Origin of the sequence: Rhodanobacter sp. A1T4 (assembly GCF_014207185.1) — a bacterium.
Taxonomy (GTDB): domain Bacteria; phylum Pseudomonadota; class Gammaproteobacteria; order Xanthomonadales; family Rhodanobacteraceae; genus Rhodanobacter.
In genome coordinates, this window is the sequence record NZ_JACHCP010000008.1 from 248,459 (window position 1) to 261,931 (window position 13,473).

4 protein-coding genes are annotated in these 13,473 nt (G+C 57.5%); 1 reads left to right on the forward strand and 3 read right to left on the reverse strand.

Annotated features, from left to right (window positions below; translation table 11 throughout):
• Positions 1-66: 66 nt before the first annotated feature.
• Positions 67-8,298 carry a beta-1,3-glucanase family protein gene (locus HDE80_RS17170; protein WP_184672924.1) on the reverse strand — a complete coding sequence of 2,744 codons (8,232 nt, stop codon included), beginning with the start codon at positions 8,296-8,298 and terminating at the stop codon, positions 67-69.
• A gap of 1,224 nt (positions 8,299-9,522) precedes the next feature.
• Here HDE80_RS17170 and HDE80_RS17175 point away from each other — a divergent pair.
• Positions 9,523-11,226 (forward strand): twin-arginine translocation signal domain-containing protein, encoded by a 1,704-nt coding sequence (locus HDE80_RS17175; RefSeq protein ID WP_184672926.1) that lies wholly within the window; start codon positions 9,523-9,525, stop codon positions 11,224-11,226.
• A 132-nt stretch (positions 11,227-11,358) separates the two neighbouring features.
• Here the strand turns inward: HDE80_RS17175 and HDE80_RS17180 are convergent, their stop codons facing one another.
• Both HDE80_RS17180 and HDE80_RS17185 read right to left on the reverse strand, forming a co-directional pair.
• Positions 11,359-12,369 (reverse strand): hypothetical protein, encoded by a 1,011-nt coding sequence (locus HDE80_RS17180; protein ID WP_184672928.1) that lies wholly within the window; start codon positions 12,367-12,369, stop codon positions 11,359-11,361.
• 59 nt (positions 12,370-12,428) lie between these two features.
• Complete coding sequence (locus HDE80_RS17185; protein ID WP_184672930.1) at positions 12,429-13,400, reverse strand: hypothetical protein; 972 nt, start codon at positions 13,398-13,400, stop codon at positions 12,429-12,431.
• Between the last annotated feature and the right edge of the window lie 73 nt (positions 13,401-13,473).

Sequence of the window (13,473 nt, forward strand, 5' to 3'; positions counted from 1 at the left end):
ACGGCCTCGTTGAATTTCCGAGGCCGTCCGTCATCATCTGGTGCATATCAGATCGCTGAGGACATGCTACCAACCAATGCCGAATGACATGTGCTCTGGCTTTTGCGTTGTGATGGTCGTGCTTTGGTTGTTGTTGTCGTCATACGAGAAGCCGTATGCCAGCCCTCCGACCGAGTGTTGGTGCCAGAACTGCGAGTAGAAGTTCGCCGGCGAGGACGAGTAGTAGGCCGACGCGTTCGCCCAGTTCGCGGGTGCGAGCAACACGCCACGGTTTGTCGCCGCACAGATCTGGTTTTCCAACTGCAGCTGTATGGCGTTCTCGTCCTGGAGTTGCGGGGTATTTCCCGCAACGCCATTGGCCATGGTCCCGGCACATTCCAGGATGTCCTGCGTGGACGGCTGTTGGACAACAAACGTCTCGCCAGCGTTGGCCGCAGCCGGATTGACCTCCCTAAAGGTAATGGTCGTTCCGGAGGTCATGCCGGTGAATTGGCGGCCGTTGAGGGTCGCAGTCAGAGGCGTGGCGCTGTACTGAGCCCACGCGCTTGCGATGAAATTATCAAAATAGTTTCCGTTGGTGCCACCAGCATTGAAGGTGGTTTCTGCGGGCGAGAGAATGCGCAGGTTGGTCGGCGCAGGCGTGTTGAACGCTACCGGCGTTTGGCTGACGTATTCCTGATCGAGGTTGGCGATCGACTCGTTGATGCCTACCTGCATGTGGTACGTCTCGTTGGCCCCCCACACATCCAGCAACAGAGGCAAGCCGAACTGATTGACCTGGGTGGTATTGATAAAGATGCCGCCAGTCGCAGCGTAGTTAAACTCGTACCAATCGTAGTGGACGTTGATATTGGGATCGGTGGTATTGAGCGGGTTGGGTCCGGCGTATCCATTGTTGCCACCGTTTGCGCCGGCCACGATCGACATATAAAGCGGGCTACCCTCCGAAATATAGATACGTCCCGAAGTCAGCGGCGGCAGCGTGAGTTGATGGCTCTGGGCAAGCGTGAACGCGTAGTTGGGATATGTCTGTCCGTTCGGCGCGACAAGTGCGTTTGAAGCCGTGTTGTCCGATACGTTGGCTGGTGTGACAGTGCCGTTGTAGTTAACCCATGAGAGCGCACCGGTGACCGGATCATTACCGAGGATCTCGACATAGATCTGGCTGTCTGCCCATGCGCCGTTGGTGTTGTTATTGAGGTCGGTGACAATGAAGCCGGGATCGACCGTGTAGCTGGGCGAAACGTTGACGCTCAGCGTTGCCGCCGAAGATGTCGTAGACCCTGCGGCGTTGCTGACCGCGACCGTGAAACTGCTGGTGTTATCGGCGGCCGTGGTTCCCGGCGTGGTGTAGCTTGCGCTGGTTGCCCCTGTAATGGCCGCACCATTCTTGTACCACTGATAAGCCAGTGAGCCGCCGTTGGCGGCAACGGAGAAGGTAGCCGTCCGCCCGATCGTGACGGTTTGACTTGTTGGCGCCGTGGTAATGGCAGGTGCCGTTACCGTCGACGTCGCCGATGTCGTCGTGATGGCAGTGTTGGAAGCTGGCGACGTGCCGGCCGCGTCAACTGCCTCGACGGTGTAGGTGTACGAGGTCGAGGCCGTCAGGCCACTATCGACGTAAGTGGTCCCTGCCCCGCCATTCGCGATGGCGACACCATTGCGAGTGACCGTATACGTCACCCCTGGCGTCGCTGATGCTGTCCAGCTCAGATTGACCGCGCTCGAGGACGCCGCTGTTGCCGTCAGGTTCGAAGGCGCGAGTGGAATGGCGATCGTGGTAGCGCTGGCTTGCGCGGTTGGGGCCGACGTGCCTGAAGCATTGGACGCCTCGACCACATAGTAGTCGGTCACATTCGTCGCAAGGCCCGTATCCGAATAGTTGGTACCGGTTGCCGTAGCAATTTGATTTACGCTGGAAGGCGTAAAGCCGGACGTCGTGCTGCGGAAGACGTCGTAGACCACGCCAGGCGCTGACGAGGCCGTCCAGCTCAAGTTGATCTGACTGGCGGAAACGGATGTCGCGGTCAGGTTGCTCGGCGAGCCGATGGGGGCCGAGATCACTTCGACGCCGTTGACCACGGCATTATCGGTGATCGCGGTGAACTGAAGCACGATCTGCCCTTGCGCATTGGCAGTCGCCGTAAAGGGCTCGGCGATCGCTATGTCCTGTCCCCCAGCGGTCGCGAGGACGTCGAAGTTGCTCAACACCTGCGTGCCGTTGATGCTGACATCAAACACGCGCTGTCCCGGCTTGGTCCAGTAGAACTCGTCGAAGTGCAGACGTACTACGTAACTGGCGCCGGCGGTCAGGCCGGGAAGCGTATAGCTGAAGTTGTTGCCGACACGCTGGTTCTGGTAGACCGACTGCGGCGCAGGATTCGTCACCCCAGAGATATTGATCGTCGCGCCTGTACCGGATGCTGCTCCGCCGTTGAAGTCTTCATCGGCGACGTAAGTACCCGCTGCAGGACCGCCTGCGCTGATCGCAAGCACATCCGAGCCACACCCGGAAGCGCCGCAGTTGACATCGAACGTGGTTGCCGTGGCTGTGTTGGACGCCATCGAGGTACCCGCCGAATCGATCGCCTTGACCGTATAGGAGTACGTGGTGGTGGATGCAAGACTGCTATCGTTATAGGTCGTTGCGGTCAGGCCAGTGGCCACTGCGGTTCCGTTGCGGAACACCGTATACGTCACTCCCGAAGTCGTCGGGGCCGTCCAGCTCAGGTTGATCTGGCTGGAGGAAGCCACTGTTGCCGCCAGATTCGACGGTGCGTTGGGTGGCGTATTCGTCGCAGTTGGCGTTTCAACTTCGATGCCGTTGATCTCGGCATTGTCTTTGACCGAGACGAACTGAAGGACGACTTGCCCTTGCGCATTGGCCGTCGCGGCAAACTGCTCGACGATCGCAATGTCCTGCCCACCCGCGGCTGCGAAGATATCGAAGTTGGTCAGCACCTGTGTGCCATTGATGCTGACGTTGAAGACACGCTGCCCTGCTTGCGTCCAGTAGAACTCGTCAAAGTGCAGGCGCACCACGTAGTTGGTTCCTGGCGTCAGACCAGGAAGCGTATAGGTGAAGTTGCCGAAGCGTTGATTCTGGTAGACCGACTGCGGAGCGGGATTGGTCACCCCGTTGATGTTGATCGTCGCATTGGTGCCCGATGCCGTGCCGCCTACGAAATCTTCATCGGCGGCAAAGCTGCCTGCCGTAGGGCCACCCGCACTGATCGCAATGGCATCCGAACTGCTGCAGTTCGTCGTGCAGGTTGAGACGGGCGTCGTCACCGTGGCAGTGTTGGAGGCCGGTGAGGCACCTGCCCCATCAGTGGCTTCGACGATGTAGTAATAGGTAGCGGCAGCAGCCACGCCGGTATCTGAATAGGTGGTTCCGGACGTCGTAGCAATCTGGTTCGCGCTGGACGGTGTGAACCCGGCAGCGCTGCTGCGATAGACGGTGTAGCTGACAGTGCAACTACTTCCCGCCGTACTCGCGCCCCACGTCAGGCTCACCTGGCTGGAAGCGCTTGCGCCTGCAGCGAGTGTGCCCGGCGTGCTGGGAACAGCATTGCAGTTGTTCTGTTGTACGGCGAGTGTGGCCGCGCTACTCGCGGTTGTGCCAAACACGTCGCCGACAGCCACGCTGAAGACCGCGCCATTGTTGGCCGTCGTGGTAGCCGGTGTCGTGTAGCTGGATGACGTTGCCCCGGTAATGGCCGTTCCGTTTTCAGACCATTGGTAGGTCAAGCTGCCGAGGCCGGTCGCCGTCACGCTGAAGGTTGCCGGCTGTCCCACAGCTACGGCCACGCTAGCTGGTTGCGCCGTAATGACAGGCACTGTCCCGGCGTCGGTGCCGGAGACACACAGCGTTGCGCCAGGATAGTTATCGGTAACCTGGTAGGCCGACGTGCCGTCGAAGCTCACCACCGCGGTTTTCGTGGAATCATTCGGATCGACCGTTGACGTCCACGTACTCCAGGTTCCTGAAAAGGCCGTGGTGTTGTTATTGACGCCGCCGATGCTTAGCGCTTCCGATTGTGTGGGCAGACGCATATTGATGCCCGCGCAAGCGTTCTGCGCATTCACGCCGGTGAACTGCGAACCGGGCTCCGTATCTGTCATCACGGTGCGCGTCCAGGTCAAGCCCGTCAGATTATCCGTCACCAGGCCGGTGTTCGACGCGTTGACGGTATATCGATCCGTGGCGCTGCAACATTGCGGCACGTTGTAGACCTGGAACTCATAGACCGAGTAGCCATACTGCGTCGCGCGCTGTATCCCGTTCAAGCGGATATAACGCCCAGTGACCGTCGGGAAGTTGAGCGTTTCCGTTCCGCCCACGCCAGCGTTGTTGGTGTAGGCCACGTTCCAGGTCGGATTGGTCGCAGGGTCGGCGTTGGTATAGAGGATTTGATACTGGGTCGCATAGGCGTTTTCCCAATTGATGATTACCGTATTGAAGGACTGCGCCGAGCCAAGGTCGACCTGCAGCCACGAGGGATCGACGCCGGGAACCGCTGGCGTCGGTGGTGCGCCGGCGACCGCCGATCCCCATCGCGTGGAAAGATTGCCGTCGACGGCATTCTCCGGCCCCAGGCATCCCGTGCCTGTGTACGGTGGCGTTGTCGTTCCGTCGGTGCACGCGTTCTGCGTACTGCTTGAAGTCGCGGCCGCGTTCAAGGCCACGTTGACGCCGGGCGGCGCGAGCGTGATTTGTGCTGCGTTGCTGGTAGCAGGCGCGCCGGCCGCATTGTTCACCGTAACCGTATACGCGCCGACATTCGCAGCACTCACCGCCGGAATCGTATAAGTCAGCGTATTCGACTGTTGCGTTCCGCTGGTGAGAATGGTGGCGGTGCCTCCCGCAGGCGTGAACTGCCATTGATAAGCGAACGGCGCAGACCCGGCCACGACAGCCGTAAATTGAACGGGCTCGTTGACAGGCGCGATGGTGCTGGCCGGTTGCGTGGCAATGGACACCGGTGTTGCAGCATCGACCGTCACTACTGCGGTAGAGGATTGAACCGAGCCGAGTGCGTTCGTGACCACCGCATAGAAACTTGTGCTTCCAGCCGCTGTAAAGACAGGCGTGGTGTACGACGCTTGATTAGCGCCGGCAATGACGCCTGAGCCAACTTGATACCACTGATAGGTGAGTGTCGGCGAACCCGTCGCCGCCACTGTCAGGGTGGCCGATTCGCCATCCACCACAGACTGGGAAGCCGGCTGCGTGGTGATGACAACGTTGGCCGGCGCATCGACGCTCAGAGTGACTGGCGTTGATGTCACGGTACCGAAGCTGCTGGCAACCGTCACCGTAAAGGTGTCGCCGTTATTTGCGGCGGTCGTCGCAGGCGTGGTGTACGTGGCGCTGGTTGCGCCGGCGATCGGGCCGCTCGAGTCAGACCATTGATAGATCAGTGTGCCCGAGCCTGAAGCTACAACGCTGAAGGTGGCCGGAAAGCCCGACGTGGTTGCCTCGCTTACTGGAGGAACGATAATGGCCGGAAGCTGCGATTGCGAAAGAGCCGGCGGTGCTACCGAGGTCAATGTAACACTGCCGCTAACGAGACCAGGCGCACTCGCCGTCACGGTCACGGTTCCGGGCGCAAATGTGCTGCGCAGGGCGATCTTCTGCAATCCGCCTTCGAAGTTCAGTTCCGGATCGCCAGGCGAGTGGAAGAAGGCATAGGGCACGCCTTGAATCACATTGCTGTTCGCCTTGGAAAACGCGTCCTGGTAGTAATTGGTCCACGACGGATCGGCAACCAGCTGCTGCGTGCCGCCCATATAGGTGGCAGGTCCGGTAACGGAGAACGTGACGTTGTCCGCTGCCGTCGGCACAAGGTTGCCGGCGGCGTCCTCCACCTGTGCAACCACAAAGGCGGCATCCGAACCATTGGCGGTCCACTGAAAACTTGTGCCATCCGGTTTGGTCACTTCAGGAACAACGCTGAGAACAATCTGGTTCTCTGCTCCCGCTGTCGTACGCGTATCGCTCACGCCCGAAACCGGGTTGCCATTCGCATCCAGGCATTGCGCTGTGACCGTGCCAGGAGCCCAGTTCACCATCCAGTGAACCTGCCCTGGCATGACCGTGGTGTTCTGGGTCAGATTCGTGCTGGAATTGACGCTCCATGGATTGGGCGTCTGATCCTGAAGCAGCGTGCCCGTGACCGGATCGTTGGGAACGCCGTTGATGAGCAGGCGCACCGACGGACAGTTGCTGAAGGCATTCTCCTGGAGCGGAGTCCCTGCGGTGTACTCGTAGGCACGGTTCCAGTGGTGTGCGAGGTGAACGACTGGATTGACCGAATACGGCATCCAGTTGGCCTGATAGATGTAGTAGAGCAATCGGGGAAAACGATTCGCATCGGTCGATGAGTAACCCAACGAGCGCACGAAGCTCACCATGTTGGGCTGAGTCTGATATTCGGCCCAAAGGCTGTCCTCGCCAGGAGACTCGGCGAAATACCATTGCGCCATGCCAAAGGCATTGGCTGCCCTTCCCCGCCGCCAATCATCAAGATACGGCGCCGCAAACGCGAGTTCATAGTCATAGGCCAGGCCGCGACCGGTGCCCATGTTGTCCCAATACTCGGCGCCAAAGGCTGGATTGTTCGGGTTCTGCTGCTTGTTTCCGACCTCGCAACCGGCGCCGTCGCACTCATCGATGAAACCGTATGAGGAACTGTACGTGCGATCGGCGCTCATGCGCGGATTGACGCTATCCCATGTCGTCTCGATGGTCCCAAGCTCACCGGCAAGCACCGGATTCATGCCGCCGTTATCTCTCTCCCAATCGAGAATGGACGGATGGCTGCGATCGCGGATGATCATGTCACGATGCACTTCCTGCTTTAGCTGCAGGTCGTCAGCTGTCGGATTGGAACTGGCATTCCAGTAGCCCTCGCCATCGCCGCTAGGCTGGTCGATCATGATGCCGTAGGCATCCGCGGCTTCCACCATCTCTTCACTGCTGGTCGAGTGGCCGGGTCGCCAAATGTTGCCTCCTTGCGCTGCGATCTGCGCCATGTCACGCCACCACTGTTCGTCGGGAACCGAAGAGCCCAGCGCCGGATAGTCGTAACGGCTCGACCCTCCCCACAGATAGACAGCATGGCCATTGAAGTAAGGAAAGTTCGCATCCCACGTAATCGTGCGAATGCCCAGCGTGTCCTGAGTCGAATCGACCACGACTCCGTTCACGCTGACAATGTGATAGACCTTGTATAGGTATGGCGATCCGCACGATACCGGCGGCGTTCCACACGTCGCGTTGTTCGGATACCAAAGCGTTGGATTGGGCACTGTAATCGACTGATCGAACATCGGCGTCGCGCCGGAGGGAAACGTGCTTGGCGTCATCGCCGGCACGGCTTGCGTAATCGGTGGTGCAGTGACAACCACATTGCCCTTTGCGTCGACGATCTGTGTCGTTAGCGTGACTTGCTGTGTCGTAGTCGTCTCATTGAGTACATTGGTTTGTACCTCGACGACCGCCGAGGTGGCTGTGGCAGTGCCTTGCGCAGCCGGAACCTCCGATACTGTTCCGACGTAGGTACCCCAGGTCTTCTGATTCGAATAAACGTTTGGCGGAATATGCACCGGGTTGGTGACGTATAGCTTCACATTGCGGAACAATCCCGCCATGGCCTGGCCGAAACGGAACGCACCCGAAAAGTTCGGCGTCTCAAACCATGAAGCACCGCGTGAGACATCGATGGCAATGACATTGTCGGTACTGCCATCCGCTTTGATGTACGGCGTCAGGTCGACGACCACCGGGATGAAACCCAGCACATGGGTGGCCTGCGCATCGGCAGCTACCGCGCTGACACCGGGCAACAACGTACCGTTTATAAAGACCTGGATACCGGTGTGCGATCCTTCAATGTTCAACAGGAATTTCTGACCTGCATACTTCGGATCCACTTTGAAGTGCAGACGGTACCAGTTGTAGTTTCCCGTCAGGGACCCCTGACCGCCGCCAGAGTCCTGGTTGATGAAGGTACGCGAGATATTGGCATCGTAGGGCAAGCCCACTTGAGTCCAGGTGGCGCCGGTATCGGAACTCTCGTTAAAGCCAGACGTTGAGTATGACGTCGAATTATTGGTGTTCTCGAACCACCAGGAATTCTGCGGGGCATTCGATGTCGAGCTTGCGTCTCCAATGTACTGTGGAATGCCCGCGGCGAGATTGATCGTGTCGCGTTGCGAGCTTGGCAGTGTCGGTTCTACTTGTTGACCATCAGCGTGACGGGCACTCGCCAATGCCAGCAGCGCAAGAAGCATCACAGAGAGCGTCCGTAATCTGTCTGCCTTTATGAAGCCCTCGCAGATGGTTCCGACGCTATGGCATGCAAGACTGCATTTCGAAGCCAGGAATTCCCAACAAGCATGCAGTCTCACTAGTCTTCCCCCTGATACATCTATATAGAGTTTCGGAATTTAGAATTGCCATCAGCCAACCCATACCGACATACGGAATGAGTGGCATCCATCTCGTCACTGGGTACGCTAGCTGTTACTGCGTTTGTAAATGAGCTACTGAGATAGCCTCACGAAGGTCATCGACTAGATGGAGACCTTCGTCAGGTTGATTAATGCTCAAGCACCTTCAATTCAGAATCGCGTCAATGCCGGTCACACCTAAGCCGATCCTCAACGCGAGGATCGAGTGCTTTGGTTTCGTCGGGCATCCCCCTTTGCGTTGTCAAAGCTTGCGATTGCAACAGTCGCTACATGACATATGTCCACGACAGACTCGTGTCCCATAGACTGAAACCGATGCTGCCGGATGAGACGGCTTAATCATCCGTGCTGTTTACGATCACCGCAATACACAAAAGAAGGTTTTCCATCACACTTTCGTGTAAGCCTTCAAGTATCGCGATGCATTTCTCATTTAGACGTCTAAATTTGTTTCAATTTATCATCGATTTAACTATATCGACAACGCTAGCCATCGCGTGCTTTCTTACAGGAATCATGTTTATCCATCGCCAGCCCATGTCGGCCAAAGTGCGACCGCCTTATTTCGCTAGGTTTGCTTTCTGGAGCAGTGCAGCGAGATAAACAAGCGCCGTATAAGGTTCGATTGATGTGATTTTTTTACCGAGCGATATTTTTTAGTCATCCAATGTCCATCAAAAAATCTTCTTTGATGGCGAAATGTGCGTTGTAACAACATCGTTCGCACATTTCATGTGGATACTCGCGTCCATGCGGAAGGGAATCCCTATGAGCGTCCTCCTCGTCAGCGTTGACAGCAAATACGAGGCGCTCGGCATTCCTCCTTCAGTTAGCGGCAAATCCCATCGCACGCTGTGTGGAAGTCATCGCTTGAAGCGATGCCTTCCACACACAATTGCGCTTGCCCTTTGATGCCGGAAAGCAAACGCAAACCCGAGGAATAAGCAGTAAAACGCAGCACTTCCAGGACTGGAAAACGAATGAGCCCGCCCTACATGGCGGCTCATTGTCCGCGTCTGACATGTCCCCACACAGGAGATAAGCATGGGTATTTCACGTCGCTCTTTTTTGAAAGGTAGTGCGTTGGCAGCCTCGCTCGGCGCAGTCGGCTCGTTATCAGTCACACGCGCCGCAGCGCAAGCCTTGTCGGCATCAGCGGCACATCAGAGCAAGAAAAATGCAGTCAGCGGTCCCGGCGACGTCGTCGGCAAAGTCACCGTGGGTTATCAGGGTTGGTTTGCGTGTATTGGCGACGGCGCACCGATCGACTGCTGGTGGCATTGGTCGCAAAACGAGTCTGCCGAGCCCTCGCCTTCCAATTCGGGGATCAAGGCGTGGCCGGATATGAGCGCGTATGCAAAAAGCTACCCCACCGGGTTCGCCGCGCTCAACGGTGGTGGTTCCGCCAACCTTTACTCCAGCTACGACCAAAGCACGGTCAACCTGCATTTTCGGTGGATGCAGGAAAACAATATCGACACCGCCGCCTTGCAACGTTTCAATCCCTACTCTAGCGAGGGGCCCACGCGCGACGCTGTCGCTGCCAATGTACGCACGGCGGCGGAAGCCTACGACCGCAAGTTTTACATCATGTATGACGTGTCAGGCTGGACCGACATGCAAACGCAGATCAAGCAAGACTGGACATCGAAGATGTCGGCGCTGACGGCATCGTCGGCCTACGCGATGCAGAACGGCAAGCCTGTGGTTTGTATCTGGGGATTCGGCTTTGATGATGACAACCATCCCTTCGATGCGGCGACGTGCTCTGATGTCATCACTTGGTTCCAGAACCAAGGCGTCTATCTCATCGGCGGCGTACCGACGAGTTGGCGAACCGGCGGTTCCGTGCGTCCCGACTTCCTGCCGGTATTTCACTCGTTCAATATGCTTTCGCCATGGATGATCGGTGCCATCGGCACGATCGACCAAGCCAACGCGTTTGCCGTGGAGACCAGTGCCGCCGACAAGGCCGATTGCGATGCGAACGGCGTGGATTATCAACCGTGCATTTTACCGGGCGATGTGTCGGTACAGCAGCGTGCTCACGGCAACATGATGTGGGCTCAGTTCTACAATCTGGCCAGTATCGGCGTCGCGGGTTTCTACATCTCGATGTTCGACGAATTCAACGAAGGCAACCAGATCGTCAGTACGGCCGCAACGCAGGCGGATGTCCCCGCCAACTCAGGCTTCCAATCCCTGGATGAAGACGGCACGCCGTGCTCGTCCGACTACTACATGCGCCTTACGACGGACGGTGGCCGCATGCTGAAAGGTGATCTACCGCTGAGCTTTGTGCGCCATACAGCACCGGTGATCGGTAGCAACGTGGGTGTGGCGACGGTCGCAAGCCTGCTGGCACAGGTCAACAATCGTTACGTCACGGCGGAAGATGACGGTACGCAGTCACTCATTGCCAATCGTACGGCGATCGGACAGTGGGAACAGTTCGATCTGATCGATGTCGGTAACGGGAATGGCGACGTCGCCCTGCTCTCTCACGCCAACGGTAAATACGTCACAGCCGAAAACGCCGGCGCGGAACCCTTGATCGCCAATCGCACCGCCATCGGACAGTGGGAAACCTTCCATATCGTCGTACAACCAAACACAGGCGGTGCGGTCGCCCTGCTTGCGCGTGCCAATGGACTCTATGTGACCGCAACCCAGGCTGGACAGGGCCCGCTGATTGCAGGCGCAACTCAGGTTGGCGGATGGGAGTTGTTCAACCTGATCCTTTCATAGGTCGCTCGATACGCCACGAGGGAGCCGAATAACCCACATCCCAAGAAATTTTTCATCTCTTCCCCTTGTGTGAACATGAGAAGCCGTATGAGAAATACGCCCGTGTGGTGTTGGCCTATCCGATATAAGCGGTCAATGCAGCATGTTCTCGACCTGAAGTAGCATCCACGTACTCGTTCCTGGCAGGGTTTCGGGTAGATAGTGCGATGGCAACGACTGCCACGACTGGACGATGACATCCTCAGGCGCGGTCGCCGGGTTGGAAGCCAGCGTCCTGAGCTGATCAAGTCCAGCGCGTGTCCAGGAGACGTCGTCCGTGTAATCAGGATCGCCGCCGATGATGATGCCGAAGCGAATACCTCGCGCACGCATCCCTGCCTTCAACGGGGCGATGCCTGGCCGCCAGTTCTTTGAACGCCAGGCGATGTCGACGTGGAAAAAGGCAAGGTTGCTTCCGGTTGTGGAACGAAACAGGTCAGCGAAGGCGAGGTAGTCTTTTACGAGCTGCCTGGGGTCGAAGTTTTGGTTGCTGGTGATCGGCTCGATCTCGCCAATCTGAGCCTGCGCGAAATACCGATGAATCACGGTAACGCTCGCCGCGACCTCGTGCACCAGTTCCTCGACCGTGTCTTTGCACGCTTGGCCTTGCTTATCGGGCCAGTACCGCTCATGACCGAAGAACACCACTTCATCCATGGCGACGTAGTCGATCCGTCCGCCGAAACGCTGGATGCGCTTCATGGTGTTATTTAATAAGTCCTGTGGCATATAGCCCTCGCCCTTACCGCAGCCGCGATCATTCCGCAGCATCCCCATCTCGATCGCAAGTGTTATGCCTCGCCGATGGAGGTCCGTGATCAGCGTCTTGAGATCAGCATCGCTGGAACGCGACGCAAACTGCATAGAAATCTTGAAAGCGACGACCCGCGACGAGGCTAGCTGCCATGGCGCATCGGGTTTGAACAGCTCCATAAAATCCGTTGGCCCAGACTTGGGCCCAGACTTTTGCCAGTCAACCAGCACCACCGGATCTACGCCACCAAACCAAAACTTTGTGGAGGTGGTCTGAGCCATAACTGAAACGCTCAACATCAGCACCGCAATGTTGAAACAAGAAACCAGGATCTTTGCGCTCGATGTCATGAAAACTTCTTATGGGCTAAAAATAAGTGCGGCGGAGCATTCTCTGCGCTGTCTTAGGATTACTGCCCTGGTTCTAACCGGCGAGTTTGATACCAATGCAGGAATGAAGTCAGAGTATCTGGATCAGATTCAGGCAGATTTCGCGAGGGATGCGGCGTCCAATTGGCGATCTCTACGATGTCGAACGGCAACTTCGACTTCTGCACGGATAGTGCATTCTGCTTGCGTGCAGCGATCGAATCCTGATCTGAAGCGCCGGGTCCGGTGCCGTCGATGATGATGCCCGCGTGGACTTTGTTTCTATGGAGGACTGCCGTGCTCGGTGCAACCCAGCTCATCCATGGCAAGCGCCAGTCCGCATCGAACACGACGGCGTCGAGTGGTGTTCCGGTAGCCAGCCGATAAGCGTCAAGCCACTGCTGGAAATCGGCGTTCCATTGTTGCGGGCTGGTGATGTTGGGGGCTTCCACGTCGACCACTTTGACGTTGGGATAGAACTGCCGGATCTCCGCGATACTGGCAGCGACCCGGCGCGCCGTCTCTTCAATGGAATACCGGCAGGCATTCTTCTTGTCGTAGTAATGGGCAAAGGTCAGTGGCTCGTCCATCGAAACATAATGGACATCGATCCCAAGGCTCTTCAGTCTCTTGAAGGTGATGGCGTTGCGTTTGGGCCGGTTCATCCCCTCGACTCCAAAGCCGCATTCTCCAGGAACGGGATTCTCATTGTCGACCTGAGCTGCGCCAATGCCAACGGCAAAAGCCATGTGATGCCGAGTCGAGAATGCGTTGATGGTGCGAAGCGTTGCTTCCGGCCCGGCAACGGAGCCGAGAAATGGAGAGATGAGAAAAACATCCGCCTGGACGCCCCATGCCGGCGACGGGTCAAACAGATGTGGAAAATCCTGATTGATCGGAGGCTTCGTGCCACGTTGCAAATTGTCGGGTGGAGCAAACCAAACCTGTTGAGCAAGCGCCATGATTGGCGACAACGAGACGAATAACGAGAACATGGGTATGAAGCGACGCATCAAAATGACTCCTGGGAGCGGGGGATGGTTGAGCTGTCCGCACTACAAACAATGCGCAATTGACTTCGTTTTC